A 16,738-nucleotide genomic window follows, 5' to 3' on the forward strand; every position below is an offset into this window, starting at 1 on the left:
GGGGAACGTGTCCGAACCTGATGACAGCCGGTCGCTCGAGGAGATCGAGGAGATCGAGGACGATCGTTGGGGCGACCCGCCGGCTGATGCGACCCGGTTGATCAGTACGGCGTACGCGCTGCACAAGCGACCGGTCGGTGAGCTCGGCGTCGAAGGGCTGCGGCTGCTCATCTCGCAGCAGACCGGGCTGGACACGCTCGTACCCTTGGCACTCGACCTTGTCGAACGGGATCCGCTGGCCGAGGGCGACTTCTATCCGGGTGATCTGCTCGACGCGTTGATGCGGCGCGTGCCGGAGTCCTACTGGCAGGCGCACGAGGATCAGCTGGCGCGGGTGCGTGCGGTGGCCGAGGCGCTCGATCCGGACGAGACCTTCGACGTGCTGTACTCGCGAGCCGCCGAGTTTCTGCGTCGCTAGCGTCCGATGTGGGTGAAGCCGGCCCATGACGTCAGCGGGAACGCCATCCCCGGCCGGTAGTCCCCGAGCAGGTCCGGCGGGATGCCCGTGACGTCGCGGTCCCGGTCGAGCATCCATAGCTGGGCGCGGTGCAGAGCGTCCGCGGGTGGGCAGCCGGTGACCCGCAGGTGCTCGTGCACCTTGAACATCAGCAGGGACGTCGCGTCGTCGGGGACGGGCCAGAGGGAGCCGATGACCGTGTGGGCTCCGGCCGCCAGGAAGGACGTGGCGAGGCTCAGGACCTCGTCGTGGTCGTTGCCCGTGACGCCGGTGGTGCAGGCCGCGAGGAAGACCTCTTGGACGTCCAGCTCGGCGCTCTGCGAGGTTTCCAGCAGCGTACGCACGGTGAGGCCGGCGTGCCCGCCCAGGACGAGGTGGGCGTCGGCGGGCAGGCGTGGGTCCACGGCGCCGTGGCAGGCGAAGTGCAGGACGGCGCCTCCGGCCGGGTGGGTGGTGACCCAGTGGAGGACCTCGTCCGGGGTGTGGGCCGTCGCGCCGGCGGGGTAGAAGCGGTCGCGGATGGCCTGGGCCTCGGCGCCCGCGTGCGGGAGGTCGCCGGTCGGGTCGCCCACGATCAGGGCCGAGGCGATGGGCGTACGCGGTCGGGTCGCGGCGGTGCAGAACGCGCGCGCGGAGGGGCTGTACGAGATGACGGCCTGCTCGGCTGCGTAGCGGCGTGGGGACTGCGTACCGTCGAAGGCCGCATGCCAGGGGACCAGGGCGAGCATTCCCATGGGCACCAGCACCAGGCGGCGATCGGGACCACCGGGCACGACCCGCAGCACGGTGCTCATCGCCGCGTCCCCGGCCCACGCGCAGAGCTCGTCCAGGCCGCGGCCGGGATCGGTGACGTCGGCGACCGGCCCGAGATCGCGATCCTCCGGGCCTCGGTCCGGGCCGGTCGGGACGGTGCGGGCCGGGGTGGTGTGCGGCTGCGTACGGACGTACCACCGCACGGGCGAGTCCGGGCCCGTCTCGAGGCGCGGCAGCGTGATCACGATGGGCGGGCCGCCGGCCGGCACGACGACCGCGGCGCCCTCCCGGCCGTTCTCGGCGCTCAGCAGGTACACCAGGGCCTGGGTGCCGGTCGCGCGCAGCGCCGCGCGGATCTCCCGGGCGGTGATCGACTCGTACCCGAGCACCTGCTCGCCGCCGAGCGCGCGCAGCACCCGCAGCCGCAGGTCGTCGGGAACCTCGGTGCCCTGCGATCCGGAGCCGGCGGCCATACCGAGCCCGGTGACCATGTCGTGGCCCTGCCCGGCCGTCTCGGTCCACTCGGCCGCGAGTTCGGCGTGGCCGGCGCGGATCAGCTGCTCGGCGATCGCCCGCGCGGTCGTGGTCGCGCGCAGCACCAGGCCCCGGCCGGCGTCGAGGGCGGCGATCAGCTGATCGAGCGCGGCCGGGTCGCGGCGCCGGTCGGCCAGGCACCAGCCGGCCACCTTCCGCGCATCGGCCGCCGCCTGCTTGGCCGACGCGATGGAGTGGTCCGTACCGGCCTGGGCGAAGACCTGCCAGGCGTGGCCCTGCAGCGCCGACATGCCGTGGGCCCGGCCGGCCGCGTGGTCGCCACCGGTGCGGCGCAGCGCGTCGGCGCGGCCCATGGCCAGCCGGGACCACATCTGGTGCCCCACCCCGCCGGCGTGGTCGAGCGCCTGCCCGAACCAGTCGGCTGCCCGCCGCGCGTGGTACGTGGCCTCCGGTGCCCGGACGGCGATCTCCAGATGCGCCTGTCCCGCGAGGGCTGCGGCGCCGAGCCGCACCTGCCCGTCGTCGTTCGGTACGGACGCGATGAGCTGCTCCACCGTCGTGGCGATCTCGCGCATCCGGGGCAGATCGTTGCGATACATGGCCTGCCCGAGCGCGGCGGTGGCCGTCATCATCGCGCCGGCGTACTGCACGACGGCGCCCATGCCCCCGCTCCGGTCGACGGCCGGTATGTCCAGGGGTGCCGACCCGTGGAGATCTCCGAGGGCGGCGAGAGCGCGGACCATGTCCCGGAACGCCACTTCCGGCCCGGCCGGGTCCGATGCCTCCAGGACCGGCAGCGCCTCCCGGGCGGTGGCGACCACCGCGATCATGTCGTTGGCCTGCATCTGCTCCATCAGCCGGGAGTAGACCTCGACGACGTGTACATCGGCCGCGCTCACCGGCTCCTGGGCCGCCGGTGCCGGTCGCTCCGGCAGCGGACGGCCCGGATCGGCCTGCTGCCGGGCCGCCTCGGCGGTGCGCCGGTCGCCGGTCCTGCTCGCGTCCGCCTGGCCGGCCAGCGCCAGCGTCAGCCGGAGGCGTTGCGCGAAGTCGGCGTCGGGCTGCTGGAACGCCGCCGCCCGGGCCAGCCGGCGCAGGCCGCCGTCTCCGGGCCGTCTCGGGTCGAGCATGTCCTCGTAGTGCTCGAGCACGCCGGTGCCGTAGTCGACCAGCGCCCGCCACTCGTCGTCGGCGCCGGGCCGGTCGGCGGCGGCGTCGAGGAGCCGCCGGATGCCGGCCGTGTCCACGTCACCCAGGTCGGCGGCGACGGCCGCGAAGTATCCGTACGCGAGAAGCAGCGCAACCGCCGCGCGCAGCCCCGGATCGGCGTCCGTGGCCGTGTCCCACGCACGGATCCCGGCCTCCAGCGCGTTCCGCAGGTCCGGCGTGGTCCGCTCATGGGCGATGGCCACGAGGTCGGCGTGCATCGTCAAGCGGTCGTCGTCGGGCAGCACGTACGTCAGCGCCCTCTCGATGCGATGGGCAGCCGTCTCCAGCTCGCCCGGCTCCTGAGGGCGGAGGCGGTGCGCGGTGGCGGCCGAGCGCCAGAACCGCCACCCGTCCGGCGCGTCGGCCATCAACTCGGCAGCCCGGTCGAGCAGCCCGGCCGCCTGCTCGGCGTCCACATCGGACCGGTCTTGTTCGGCGCGCGCGGTCAGCAACTCGCCGTGCAGCGCAAGCAACCACGGATCGTCGGCCCCGTCGGCCTCGCAGACCGCGATGCCGGCCTTCAGCTCGGCGGCAGCCGCGACGTCATCGCCGGCAGCCATCCGGTCGTGCCATCGCTCCTGCCGGGTCGCCGCGAGGCTGCTGGACACGAACGTCCGCAGCAGGCCGGTCGCGTGGTCGGCGAGCGCGCGTTCCAGCACGGCCACGGCCCGGTCCAGCTCGCCTCGCCGCCGGTACGCCTCGGCCAGCGAATGTGCCGCCAGGGCGAGCCGGTTGTCGCCGATCTCCGTCCGGTATTCGCCGTCCGGGAGCCGGATCAGCTCCTCGAGCGCGGGCTCCAGCTGGGCGATCACCGCATCGACGTCCCCGTCGCCCAGCTCCGCCCGTTCGGCCAGCGCCATGCCGTGCAGCATCCGCAGATACCGGGAGACGATCGGGCCGTTCCGCTCGTCCTCGAGCTCGGCGAGCAGACCGATCAGCCGGTTCAGGTCCTCGGCCGCGTCCACGTCGTCGTCGCCGTACCGGATGACCCAGGACCTGTCCCAGAAGAGATCCGCGAGCCGGACCACGCCCAGCTCCCGGGTCTCCGGGTCGGCCCGGAGCCGGGTGCCCCAGGCGATCGCGGCGTCGTAGTCCTCGATCGCGTCGCCGTCGTACCCTTCGGCTGAGGCGTCCACCTCAGGACCGCATCCGCAGCGACGTCGCCATGCCGGCGATGCCCGAGGCGATCGACCCGCTGCCGGTGATCTCCGCAACCTCCAGTCCCTCGGTCGCGATCTGGGCCAGCGACGCGGCGGCGTGGCTGCCGAGTCCCCGCACGATGATGCGGATGCCGAGCGCCGCCGCCTCCCGCGCGGCCGCCACGGCGGCGGCCACCGGCCCGATGTCGCCGTCGCCGAACACCGCCAGCACCCGGTCGCCGGTCAGGGAGCCGAGCGCGGTGATCCCGGCCCGCAGCGTCGGCGTGACGTTCGTGCCGCCCGAGGGGTATGCCCGGTCCAAACCGGCCAGGACCGGGCCCGGATCGGCCGACAGCGGGACCGACCTCGCGATGGAGCTGTTCCACAGGATCAGGCCGACCCGGTAGCGGGCGTCCACGGCCTGCGCGACGAACTCGCGGGCGCCACGGACCGCCTCCTTCAGCGGCGTGCCGGACATCGAGCTGCTCACGTCGATGCACAGGATGACCTTGCCGAGATGCGGCTCCTGCAGGGCCGCCAGGTGCTTGCCCGGCTTGTACTGCGTGACGCCCACGGCGTCGAACGAGCGCCGGATCCAGTCGCTCACGACAAACCCCTCACTGACGTACGGTCAACCGGGTCAGGCGCTGGGCCTGCTGCAGCCGGTCGTTGGCATCGAGCACACCGTCCACGTACGCCTCGAGGCTCAGCGAGACGCCGCTGCGCGGTTCCCGGGCGGTCACCCGCAGCCGCCCGTCCAGGCCGAGGTGCAGCGCCACGATCAGCGGCGACCCCGCCTTGAGGCCGGACGGGAGCCCGGAGAGCTGACCGTCGAGCACCCGGCGGTTGTCGTCCAGCTCCGCCGATTCGACGAAGCCGGCCTGCTCGTACACCTCGATGCGTACCGTCGCCTGGTCCTTCAGGATCGTGGCGACCTTGATCTCGTGCCCGTCGGCCGGCAACGGCTCGTTCTGGTGGATCACATGCTGGATGTAGCGGCGCCGGCCCTCCGGATCGGAGCTGTCGTGGATCAGCAGGCCGAAGCTGCGGGGAACCACCGAGCTCAGGAACGGTACGGACGCCGCCGGCGTGGGCGACGGTGCGGACGGGCGGGACGGAACGGCATCCGTACCCCAGCCCGGGGTGACCCAGGCCTGTTCGGCGTCCACCAACTGCCATGCCCGCAGCGCGGCACCCTTGGCCACGGCCAGGTCCGGGTCGTGCGACCGCGGGTTCCAGCCGAACCACTCCCGCAGCGCCGAGGCGACCTGCGGCATCCTGGTCGAGCCGCCGACCAGCAGGCAGTCGGCGACGTCGCCCGGCGCCAGCCCGGCCGTGGCCAGGATGCGCCGCACACAGTCCCCGGTGCGATCGGTGAGGTCGCGGGTCATCGCGGCGAACTCGTCCTGCGACACCGTGATCCGCGCCGTCGCCCCGTCGTGGCGCAGCGCGACCTCGTGCGTCCGGGTGTGGGTGAGCGCCTTCTTGGCGCGCTCGGCCACCAGCGTCAGCTCGGTCATGAACGCCGCGTCTTCGGCCGGGTCCTGCGCCGGGCCCACCTGGTCGACGAACCGGTCGAGAAGGTGGGCGCGCAGCCGCTGGTCCCAGTCGGCGCCGCCGAGGTCCATGTCGCCGTCCACCGCCACGACCTGGGAACCGGTTCCGTCGACCCGCAGCACGGTGACGTCGAACGTCCCGCCGCCCAGGTCGTAGACGACGACCGGCCCGTCACCGCGCGGACGGTAATGCAACGCCGCCGCGACCGGCTCGCTGACCAGCTCCAGGACCCGCAACCCGGCCAGCAGCCCGGCCTGCTGCGTCGCTTCCCGCTCGCGGATGCCGAAGTACGCCGGGACGGTGATGACGGCCGGGACCGGCGTACCGTCGCGGTGGGGCAGCACGCCGTCCACGATGGCCCGCAGGATCAGCGCGGAGATGGACTCCGGGGTGTGCTCGGCGCCGTGGAACTCGAACAGCCGGTCGGTGCCCATCAGCCGCTTGACCAGCGCCACGGTGTGCGCCGGATCGACCGCGGCCAGCTCCCGGGCCTGATCGCCGACGAGGACCGCGTCGGCGGAGACGAACTGCACCACCGACGGTACGGTCTCCGAGCCGGCCGGATTACGCAGCACCGTCGGGCGCCCCTCGGCGTCCACGGAAGCGGCGACCGAGTTCGTGGTGCCCAGGTCGATGCCGAGAAACGGGGTCAGCTCTGCCATGCCGTCCGTACCTCCTCGATGATGCGCCTGCCGCCCTCGGTGGCCCAGGTGTCCACGCCCGCGAGCACCAGCCCGACGATGACCGCCGAGAACGCCGCGATCAGCAGCAGGGCGATGACGTAACGGGACACCTGGTGGCTGGGTGGTGAGTCGATCGACACGTCCGCTCCTAGGTCCGGTTGTACTGGTGGGCGGCCCGGTGGCCGGTGGCCTGCTGCGGCACGGGCTTCGGCACCGGCTCGTCCTCGAGCAGCCAGCGGAACGGCCGCAGCGGGCCGGCGGCCGCGGCGGCGGAGTCCTTGGCGGAGACGAAGAAGAACCGGACCGTGCCGAAGTCGCGCTCGGCCGAGGCGACCAGGTTGTCCGCGCCCCGGTCGATCAGCCAGCTCCGGACGGCGTCCGGGTCGTCGGCCAGGCCGCTCATGTCGGGCAGCTGCTGCACCAGGTCCCGTTTGGACACCACGAAGGCGAGGCGCTTCTGCTCGGTGCGTACGCCGTACTGCCGCAGCCGCGTGACGATGTTCTGGTACGACGGCTCGGGCAGGTCGGCCGAGACGTTCGCGGTGCGGAACAGGTCGGCGAAGGTGCGCTGGTAGCGCTGGCGTACGTCCGGGATGGCGAACGGGTCGAGCACGAACACGAGCGTCCGGGCGGCGTCGAGGTACTGGAACTTCTCGTTCAGCTCGGGGTTCGCCAGCGCCTCGCCGGCCGCGTCGTACACGTGCAGCAGCGCGTCCCGCTTGCCCTGCTGCATGCGCAGCGTGATGGCGATCGGCGGATGGGCGGCGTCGGTCTTGACCGCCGAGCCGCCGCCGTCGATCACCGCCGCGAAGGTGGTGTACGTCCGCTTGCTGTGCTCGTCGGCGAGGGAGACCTTGACGTCGCCGCCCTGCCGGAGCAGCCCCACCACGCTCGCCATGACCAGGTGCGTCTTGCCCGACGACGGGGCGCCGAAGACCGGCACCCGCACGTCGGTGGCCGCGCCCGCGCCCGAGTGCAGGTCGGCCCCGCACAGCGGGCACAGGGCCGCCATCGACCGGGCCGCGCGCAGCACCATCGTGGGAAGCCGCCGCCCGCAACCGCACCGCCGGTAGAACACGCCGAGCAGGCCGGGACGGATGTCGTGGTGCAACTCGGATTTGTCGCCGTGGTGCGGGCCGGCGCAGCGGTAGACCGGGTGCGGCGACACCTGATAGCAGCGCGGGCAGTTCCCGGCCGAGCGGCGGACGATCTGCCCGGCCCGGTCCAGGGTGCGCAGCACCGCGGTGACCGCCGCGCCCGCGATCCACACCGCGCCGGTGACCACGATCAAGATCGTGAGCACGAGTACGGCCACCGCGGCGGCTCCCGCGGTCACACCGATCAGCGTGACCGCGACCGGGAGCAGAAGCGGCCAGCAGGCGAGCCCGACCAGCCCCGATCGACGGGCCTGCGTCCACGACCACTGCCAGGCGGGTCGCAGCACCGTGGCCATCCGCTCGGCCATGGTCCACCAGTCCAGCCACACCTGCGCCACGAAGTACCCGGGCCACGCGAAGTCCGGCCGGACCGCGGTGGGCGTACGCAGGATCTTCAGCTTGCCCGCCGCGACGTCGGCGGGAGTGAGCACCCGGGCGCCCTGGTCGCCGAAGAGCGCCATGAAGGTGACGACGAGGCCGGTGACCGCGCCGGCCGCGAAACCGAGCCCCGCCCCGAGAACCATGGCCGGAACGGCGACGTAGATGAAGAGCAGCGCGCAGACGTAGAAGTACAGCGCGACGGCGAGCACCACCGCGGCGATGATGAACACGTACTGCATGTCAGCCCTCCGCCTTCCGAAGCCACGAGGTCGGCTTCCAGGACCGTCCCTCGTCGCGGCTCTCGAGCATCGCCGTCCATTCGCGCTGCCGGTCCCGCGAGGCGATCTGCAGCACCAGCGCGGTGGCCTGCTTGCGCTGCTTCTCGTTGGCCTTGCGCACCCAGTGCTGCACGTAGGTGAGGCACTCCTCGCGGCGCTCGGGCCCGAGGAAGTCCGCACCGGCCAGCTGGTACGCGACCACCGCCGGCACCACGTCGCCCGGCTTGCGGAGCCGGCTCAGCAGCTCGCGCAGGTAGGGGCGGTGATACTCCGCCGGTATCTGCTTGAGCAGCCGGTCGCTGCCGGCCGGGTGCTTGACCAGCTGCATCGCCTCGGTGATCTCACGGGCCCAGACGTGGCGTACGGGCATGACGCTGTAGCTGACGATGCGGGGGAACTCGGTCAGTTGCTGGACGTCCGCGGTGGGCAGCCGCTCGTGGATCGCGCGCAGATCCTCGTCGCTGTGCACGATGCGTTCCACCCGCTCGGTACGCGGGATCAGCTCCTTGTCGTACAGGCTGCGCAGCACGTCGAGGTGCTCGTGCCGGACCGGGTCGTTGCCGGCCAGGATGGCCTCCACCAGCGGCCGGGCCAGCGCGGCCGGCAACGCGAAGCCGTTCGGCAGCAACTGCGCCACCTGCCGGTACTCGTCCAGGCTGGGCGGCACCCGGCTCCACAGGGTCGAGATGGTCCGCTCGACGGTCCTGGCGCGGTCCTCCGGCGCCGTGCCCAGCGCTTGCGTCACCAGCTTCTCGATCAGGGATGCGCGGGCGGCCTCGGCGGAGTGGACCATCTTCGCCGCGAACAGCGCGGCGTCGAGCGGATCGTCCGACATCGGCATGGGTACGCGGAGCAGGTTCCACCAGGCGTCACCCACCTCGTCGCCGTGCCCGGCCCGGACCCGCCGGGTCAGCTCCGACCGGAGGTCGTCCAGCAGTGGACGCTGTGCCGTGCCCCACGAGCCGGGGGACAGGTCCAGCTCGGGGTGGTCGGCCCAGGCCTCGATGAAGGCACGGCTCGCCTCGGCGGCGTCGTCGACGCGCGCGGTCAGGTGGAAGCGGTGCGCCACCTTCAGGACCGCGTCGAACATGCGCGGATCGCGGACGGCCCGCAGCTCCTCCACCACCAGGGCCTCGCACTGGTCGGTGTGCTGGTCCTGCCAGGCGCCCGGTGGGAGGGCGCCGAGCTCGATCGTCGACGCGGTGCCCTGGCGGGCGGCCCGGTCCAGCTCGGCGCTGATCAACGCGACGCGTACCTGGGGCGGCCGCGACGGGTCGGCCTGGCCGCTGCGCGCGATCTCGTCCAGGTCCCGGAGGATGTCCTCGGGCCACTGCGTGACGTCGTCGAGGAGCTTGTCGATCAGCTTCTCCCGCGACGGCCTCAGCACCGTCGCCGGCGTGGTCTTCAGCCACGACACCGCGACCCGGGCGTCGTGCTGCGACAACCCCGGGCCGTGCAGCACCATGAGCCGGGCCAGCTCGTACGCCTCGTCCGGGTTCTCGCGCCCGGTCGCCGCCGCGGTCTCCACCATGTCGAGCACGTCGTACGGGTCCTCGTCGAGCAGGAGCCGCACCCAGCGCCGGGCCTGCGGGTCGACCGGCACCTTGCTGGAGTCGTTGCGGGTCAGGTCGAACACCGCGTACCCGCCGTCGTCCTCGAGGGTCACGGCGGTGCTGTCCCAGCCGGGGTGCACCGCGACGACCGGCTGGGTCGCGTACGCGGGATTGGTGGTGAAGACCTTGAACCCGATCTTCAACGCCTGTTCCTGGGGGAGCAGCAGCGTGGCGGTGCTGATCCAGCGCAGCACCTCCTCAGCGTCCTCGCTGATGAACAGCACCCGGCGGCCGTCCGAGCCGGTCAGCGCCAGCAGGCTCGTCAGCAGCCGGTCGAGCAGCTCGGTGCCACGTGGGTTCTCCGTCACCAGCGCCTTGGCGGCCTCGATGTCGAACGGTCCGGGCTCCCACGGGTGCCGTACCGGCTCGCATTCGGTGGTCGGCGCGGGCTGCTTCAGCCAGAACGGCGCCCCGAACAGCTGAGCCGGCCGGTGCAGCAGGTAGCTCGCCGGGTCGGCGGTGACGATCGCATGGGTCAGCTGGTTGCCCTCCCGGCCGCCGTTGGCCTCCCGGCCCAGGTAGACCCCGGCGGCCGTGGCGTACACGGTGTCGTAGGCGTGCGCGAACGACGGGGGATAGTCCTCGAGCGGCCGGCGGTCCCGCATCCAGGAGGCCGGTGGCTCGTAGAGGTCGGCGCCCTGCACGAGCGACATGGCCGCCCGGTCCGCGCCGGGCGAACGGGCCTGGAACTGCAGGCCTGCGGTGCCCTGCAGACCCTGCCCCGGTACGCAGTCGGTGTAGATCAGCGTCTCGAATGCGACGTCGTCGTCGGTGCTCATCGCTGCCTCTGGCGCGGGACCACGTTGAACTGGCTGAGCAGCCACAGCAGCGGCTCGGCGACCCGGAACGGGTGGACCCCCCGCGCGTCGATGGTGCTGCTCGCGTAGTCCGGAGGGGAACCGAGCGCCGACACCGCGAAGTACCGGAAGTTGGCGTAGTTGTACTCGAGGTGGGTGTCGATGTCGTCCGCTCCCCACTGGTGCAGCAGCGCCTTGACCTGCTCGTGGGTGTCCTGCCCGGCGGTCTCGTCGTACGGTCCGGACTGCGCGGGCACCCGCAGCAGCGGGTGGTCCGGGCCGAGCACGTCGAAGAACGCGTCGATCTTGGCGAACGCCACCGCGACCGGGATCTTGATGCGCTTGCTCGACTTGATGCTGTGCTGCACCCGCAGCTTCTCGGTCACCCGGTTCAGCACGTCGATCGCCGGCTGCTCGGACCGCACGGCCTCCTTGGGCAGCTGGATCTGGTTCCGGGCCTGCTGGATCATGAACGGGTCGAGCAGCAGGATCAGCGCGTCGGCGGCGCCCAGGTAGGTGAGGTCGTGGGTCTTGTCGCTGCTGTTCAGGTCCTCGCCGGCGGTGTCGTAGAAGGACAGGAACGTGGTCCGGAAACGGTTGAGCATGTTGGCGACCCGATGCTGCTGACGCCATTCGAACACCGTCGGAGCCTGCCGGCCGTCCACGGTGGCCGCGGTCTGCGGCATCAGTTGCTGACCCGAGAAGACCTCGCCCACGAACCCGCCGATGAGCGCCTGCCGGTCGACCCCGGTCATCCGGACGTCGGCGCCGAAGCGGCGGCGCAGGCCGTTCAGCAGCTCGTGCGCCAGAACCGTCAGGAACACGGTCTTGCCGGTGCCCTTGGCGCCCACCATCGCGATCAGCGGGCTCTCGCTCGCGCCGAAGTTGGACGACAGGGGCGTGTGGCACTTCGGGCACGCCCGGATGCCGCTCTCCGCCCCGCACGTCGGGCAGTTCGCCTTGGACGGGCCGAACGACACCTTCGAGGTCGGCGGGAACGACGGGCGCACCGGTTCCCGGAAGCCGGTCAGATTCGCGCGAGCCTCGTCCTTGGCCGGGGTGCAGCCCTTGCGGCCCGGTGAACCGCGGCCGGTGCACTGATACCAGAGGCGGCTGCCGTCGATCCGTTGGTAGCAATAGGGGCAGGCGAGTCGGCTCATCACGACACCTTCAGCTCGGCGATGGGCGGGTCGATGACCGTCACGTTGTCGGGACGGGTGGCGAAGACGCGGATCCAGTACGGCTTCGCGGTCTTGGGAACGGTGAAGGACAGCGGCATCGGCACTCCCCGGCGCGGCGCCAGGCCGGCGAACCGCTCGGCGACAACCTCCGGCTGCACCGCCAGCGGCATGACCGGGCCGGGCGCCACCACCACCGCGAGGTCCAGGTCGGCGCAGTCCTGGTCGGTGACGATCTCCAGGTCGCGCTGCCGCGAGTAGCGCTCCTTGAAGCCGGACGGCCGGCGGATCGAGTAGCGCACCTCGATGGCCCGGCCGCTCACCGCCTGCGTCACGGCGTCGGAGCGGGCGTCGCCCGCCGGGCCCGCGGTGATCGCCCGTACGGAGACCGTGCCGCCCGCCGCCCCGACGACGAGCACGCACCCGTCGCCGTCCACGTACGCGGCCCGGGTGACCCGTCGCGTCTCGGTAGGCGCGTCCGGGCGTTCCCACCGCACCTCCGCCACGCCGGCCTCCTCGGGCCACACCCACGTGACGGTGACGCGCTCGCCGGTACGCCGGGTCTGCAGCGCCCGTACCGGCTCCGCGTGCCCGCCGTGCACGGGACGGCCGACGACCAGACCGGACGGTCCCGTGGTGAACGGCACGTACAGCTGCGGGCCGGCCGGCACGTCGGCTTCGAGGACGCACTCGTGCCCGTACACCTCGGGCAGTCCCGGCAGCTCCCGGCCGTACCGGGCCGCCTCGGCGGGGGTGACGACCGCGCCGAAGTCCCAGGCCGGCGGTCCGGGCGCGTAGCGCACGCGGACCGTGCCGGCGTCCGCGGGCCAGGTCAGCCGGACCTGGACCGAGTTACCGCGGCGCCGGACCGGCTCGACCTGGAGGGTGCCGAGCGGGCGCGCCTCGGCCTGCGGCGAGCCGGAGACCACGGTCATCCGGGACAGCACCTCGCGGCGCTGATCGTCGTGGTAGACGGCGACCAGCCCGTAGAAGTACTCGACGCCCTCGCGCAACTGCCGGTCCACCAGCGTGTCGCGCCCGGCCGGGATGCCGACGCCGTCGCCGGTGCCGCGGGGCGGGCGGCCCTCGGTACGCCGGACCCGCACCTCGGCGACGTCCGGGTGCGCCTGCCAGGTCAGCGTGATCCGGTCCGTGCCGGGGCGGACCGTGGCGTCGGCGACCTCGGGAACGAGCCGGGCGGTGCCGGTCGCCGACCGGGACCACACCGCGCCGCCGTTACCGCTGGCGAACACGGCGTAGTGCAGGTCCCGGCCCACCGGCGGCCGGCTGTCCGTCAGCGACGTGTCGCCGGTCTCGCCGGCCTTGGTGCCGTCCTGCGGTCCGCCCGGGTCCGCGTCCAGCCGCCGCACGACGCGGTAGCGGATGTCGCTCATCGCGGACGCCGGCGGTTGCCAGTCGAGCTGGACGACCGTGCCGGCCACCACCACCCGCAGGTCGCGCACCGGCGGCATCGGCAGCCGCGCGTACCGCATCTGCACGGCCTCGTCGTCCTCGGCGATCCGCCGCGCCGCCAGGATCAGCCGCTCGGCCTCGTCCTCGCGGCGGTCGCGCAGCGCCTGCTCGGCATCGTTGAGCAGGGTGGCCAGCTTGGCCTCGAGCTGAGCGATCTCGGCGACGATCCCGGCCCGTTCCGGGTCGGTGGCGGCCAGCCCGCCGAGCGCGCCCTGAGCGGCCCGCAGCTGACCGGAGGCCAGCATGTCGCGGATCGCCACCGCGCCCGACGACCCGCCGGTGCGGCCGCTCGGCAGGCTGGCGACGATGAGCTCGGCGTCCTCCTGGGTCAGCCCGAGCCGGGTCGCCACCCGGATCAGGAAGGCGTCGACCAGGTTGTCGCCGCGGCTCTCCAGCAGCGCCTCGACGACCTGGTAGAGCGCCACGACGCGCAGGTCCGCGCCGGCCCCGACGCCGGTCTGCAGCAACCGCAGCGCCGCCCGGCGGGCCCGCAGCATCGGCGAGTCGGCCGCGGTGTCCGCCTCCTTGATCCGGGTCTTCAGCGTCGCCTCGTCCAGCCGCAGCTCCGGGCGGCCGTTGACCGCGAACGCCTGGACCAGCGCGTACGGCCGGTTCAGGTCCGGGTGCAGCACCTGGACGATGGTCGGCGCACCGACCTCGTGCAGCCGCTGCGCCAGCGCCCGGTACGCCGCCCGGTCGAGCCCGCTGGACTCCGGCAGGTCGACGACGTCCAGCACGCGCAGCCCGGCCTGCCGTACGGCGGCGTCGATGTCCGCCGGGTCGAGCTGCGGGTACTGCTTCGCCACCCCGTTGACCTGCGTACGGGTGACGCTGCCCAGCGAACCGAACGCGTCCTTGAGCTCGTTCGCGAGGTCACCGACCGCCTGCCGGGCACGGTTCGCCTTCGCCGTCCGTACGCCCGCCCACCACGCCGGGTCCTCCAGCCGCGCGTCGGGGCGCTTCTTCAGGTCCTCGTCGGCGGCCATCAGCCGCTTGCACACCTGGCCGAGGCCGGTGGGCAGGCTGGCGGTCTGGTTCCAGTACGTCCGCAGCTTCCGCAGATGCTGCTTGAGCTCCGCGGCGTCGGTGAGCCCGGGCTCGATGGCGTACCGGCGCAGGAGGTCGTCGTCGGTCAGCGGGCCCTTCTGGCTCCGCATCGGCTTGATGACGTCTTCCTCGTAGCGGCGCTGGTCGAAGACCATCGGCTCAGGACCTCACCGAGATGGCGGAGACGGCGGCGGTGGCCTTCTGCACCTCTTCGTCGGAGAGCACGCTGACCTGCACCTCGATGCGGAGGTTCCGGCCGCTGGTGGGCTCCTTGGCGGTCACCTCGAGGATTCCGCCCCGGTCCACCTTCATCACGACGTCGATCGGCGAGTTCACCGGCAGCTGCGGCGGCAGGTCGGTGATGCTCCCCGCGCCCTTGTCGACCGGCTTGTTGGCCGACATCTCCCGGCTCTCCTCGCCGCCGGCCTGCTCGTAGATCTCGACCGTGACCTCGCGCTGATCCGCCTGCACCGTGCCCGCGGCGATCCGCTGCTCGGTCGGCAGGGACTGATCGGCGTGCACGAGGTGCTGGATGTAGCTGGCCGCGTCGATGTCCTGGTCCCAGCCGGGCTTCGTGGTGTCCACCATCCGCACCCCGAACGCCTTCGGCAGGACGGTGGTGATCTCCTTCTTCGCGACCTTGGCCAGCATCGCCGGGTCCAGGTTGGCGGCGTCCGCGATGGCCGCGACGCGCTCCTTGAGCTCCTGCTCGGTCGTGGCGCCGTCGTCGTCGCTGCTCCAGTTGAAGATCGCGCTGGTGAGGGCGTACCGGGCCGCGCCCTTGGCGACCGCCAGGTCCGGGTCGTGCAGCCGGGGCTTCCAGGACGGGAACTTCGCCTCCAGCGCGGCCTTGACTGCCGGCATGCGGCTCGAGCCGCCGACGAGCAGGACCTCGTCGATGCGCAGGGCCGGATCGCCGGAAACGCTGATCTTCTTGGTCAGCTTCTCCAGCGTACGGTCGGTGTAGCTGAGCGTACGGTCGAGCAGGTCGCGGGTGATCTGCTCGAAGGTCTCCCGGGTGATCTCGATGGTCGCCGCGTCCCCGCCGAAGCGCAGCGGGATCGTCCGGGAGTTCACATTGGACAGCTGGCGCTTGAGGTCCTCCGCCTTCTCCCGCAGCTCCTGCATGAACTGCCGGTCGTCGGTGGGGTCGTCGGCCGGCGCCGCCTTCGCGACGAACTCGTCGACCAGGTACGACACCAGCCGGTCGTCCCAGTCGACGCCGCCCAGCTCCTGGTCGCCGTCGGTGCAGAGCACGTCGATGCGGTCGGCGCTGACCCGGATCACCGTGGTGTCGAACGTGCCGCCGCCGAGGTCGTACACGAGGATGATGCGCTCGGAATCGCTGTTGCTGACCTCGTACTGCATCGCGGCGGCCACCGGCTCGGGCACGATGCCGACCACGTTGAGCCCGGCGATCGTCCCGGCCTGCTTCGTCGCCTCCCGCTCGAGCATGCCGAAGTACGCCGGCACCGTGATCACCACGTCGCCGACCGTCTTCCCGGTCTCCTCGGCGGCGTCCTCGGCGAGCCGCTTGAGGATCAGCGCCGAGATCGACTCGGGCGTGTACGAGGTGCCGTCGAAGTCCCAGTTGCGCTCGCGGCCCATGTCCCGCTTGACCCGCTGCACGACCTTGTCCGGGTACACGACGGCCAGGTTCTTGGCCTGTTCGCCGACCACCACGTTGCCGGCCGACTCGAAGTAGACGACCGAGGGGAGCGTCTCCTTGCCGGACGACGCGTTGCGGATGACGGCCGGCTTGCCGTACTCGTCGATGTAGGAGATCACCGAGTACGTCGTGCCGAGGTCGATACCGAAGTACGACGGGGCTTCGTCAGGCATGGGGTTCCTCCGTGGGTTCGATCCAGCGATGGACGCGTACGGTCGCGGGGGTCAGGACACGGCCCGAGAACGTCTCCTCGTAGCCGTCGGCCAGCACGGCGGCGATCCGTCCGTCGGCGGCCGGCTCGGGCGCCTCGACCACGTCGGTCGGGCGGTGCCGCGTCCCGTCGAACGGCTCGCCGGTCCGCGGCCGCACCGGCGCGACACCGCCGCGTTCCAGGGTCAGCTCGACCGAGTGCGCGTACGACTCCAGCAGCTGCGCGACGCGCTCGCCGGCCATCTCGGGCGGCACCGTCGCGGCCTGGCGGAGCAGGTCGTTGCGCAGCCGCTGCAGGTCGGTCAGGACCGGCATGAGCACCAGGCGCCGCTCACCGGCCCGCAGTTTCTGGTTCTCCTCGTGAAGCCGGTCGATGATCCGCTCGCGGCTCGCCGCCCGCTCGTCGGCGGACCGCAGCTCCTGCTGAACGGCCGTCAGCGCCGCGGTGAGCTCGGCCAGCCGCTGAGCGACATCCGGCTCCGCCGGCGCGGCACCGGCCAGGGCCGGCTCGGTGCCGGGCGGGGCCGGCTCGGTCGTCTCGGGCACCGCATCGTCCACGCCGGTCGCCGGCTCCACCACGGAGTCCTGGGACGTCATGCGGACCTCCCCTCGTCGTAGCTCATGCCGTCATCTGACGGACAG

11 protein-coding genes are annotated in these 16,738 nt (G+C 72.5%); 1 reads left to right on the top strand and 10 read right to left on the bottom strand.

The genetic code is table 11. The features are described 5' to 3' along the window. Positions 1–7: 7 nt before the first annotated feature. The gene (locus tag IT780_RS29955) at positions 8–418 is read left to right on the top strand and encodes a contact-dependent growth inhibition system immunity protein (RefSeq protein WP_199515154.1); all 411 of its coding nucleotides are present in this window, start codon (positions 8–10) and stop codon (positions 416–418) included. Here IT780_RS29955 and IT780_RS43260 read toward each other — a convergent pair. The 10 genes from IT780_RS43260 to IT780_RS30005 are packed head-to-tail and all read right to left on the bottom strand — an operon-like array spanning position 415 to position 16,693. Beyond that, on the bottom strand, positions 415–4,050 hold the full coding sequence (locus IT780_RS43260) for a CHAT domain-containing protein (protein WP_199515155.1): 3,636 nt from the start codon (positions 4,048–4,050) through the stop codon (positions 415–417). The two genes, IT780_RS29955 and IT780_RS43260, sit on opposite strands and share 4 nt — an antisense overlap. Position 4,051: 1 nt before the next feature. After that, positions 4,052–4,660, bottom strand: a complete 609-nt coding sequence (locus tag IT780_RS29965; protein ID WP_199515156.1) for a vWA domain-containing protein — start codon at positions 4,658–4,660, stop codon at positions 4,052–4,054. A gap of 10 nt (positions 4,661–4,670) precedes the next feature. Next, positions 4,671–6,272, bottom strand: coding sequence for an Hsp70 family protein (locus tag IT780_RS29970; RefSeq protein WP_199515157.1), 1,602 nt, complete (start codon positions 6,270–6,272; stop codon positions 4,671–4,673). After that, positions 6,260–6,433 (bottom strand): hypothetical protein, encoded by a 174-nt coding sequence (locus IT780_RS29975; RefSeq protein WP_199515158.1) that lies wholly within the window; start codon positions 6,431–6,433, stop codon positions 6,260–6,262. The genes IT780_RS29970 and IT780_RS29975 overlap by 13 nt, the downstream gene beginning before the upstream one ends. An 8-nt stretch (positions 6,434–6,441) precedes the next feature. Further along, a complete protein-coding gene (locus IT780_RS29980; RefSeq protein WP_199515159.1) occupies positions 6,442–8,070 on the bottom strand; it encodes a TRAFAC clade GTPase domain-containing protein in 1,629 nt (542 codons plus the stop codon). Position 8,071: 1 nt separating this feature from the next. Beyond that, entirely contained in the window at positions 8,072–10,501 is a 2,430-nt protein-coding gene (locus IT780_RS29985) for a GTPase-associated protein 1-related protein (protein WP_199515160.1), read from the bottom strand. Continuing rightward, on the bottom strand, positions 10,498–11,679 hold the full coding sequence (locus IT780_RS29990) for a zinc ribbon domain-containing protein (RefSeq protein WP_199515161.1): 1,182 nt from the start codon (positions 11,677–11,679) through the stop codon (positions 10,498–10,500). Before IT780_RS29990 ends, IT780_RS29985 begins: the two co-directional genes overlap by 4 nt. Further along, a complete protein-coding gene (locus IT780_RS29995; RefSeq protein ID WP_199515162.1) occupies positions 11,679–14,372 on the bottom strand; it encodes a SaeA-related protein in 2,694 nt (897 codons plus the stop codon). The genes IT780_RS29990 and IT780_RS29995 overlap by 1 nt, the downstream gene beginning before the upstream one ends. A 4-nt stretch (positions 14,373–14,376) precedes the next feature. After that, positions 14,377–16,059, bottom strand: a complete 1,683-nt coding sequence (locus IT780_RS30000) for an Hsp70 family protein (protein WP_199515163.1) — start codon at positions 16,057–16,059, stop codon at positions 14,377–14,379. Beyond that, entirely contained in the window at positions 16,052–16,693 is a 642-nt protein-coding gene (locus IT780_RS30005; RefSeq protein WP_199515164.1) for a nucleotide exchange factor GrpE, read from the bottom strand. Before IT780_RS30005 ends, IT780_RS30000 begins: the two co-directional genes overlap by 8 nt. Between the last annotated feature and the right edge of the window lie 45 nt (positions 16,694–16,738).

The sequence above is a fragment of the Nucisporomicrobium flavum genome, from assembly GCF_016464385.1.
Taxonomy (GTDB): domain Bacteria; phylum Actinomycetota; class Actinomycetes; order Mycobacteriales; family Micromonosporaceae; genus Actinoplanes; species Actinoplanes flavus_A.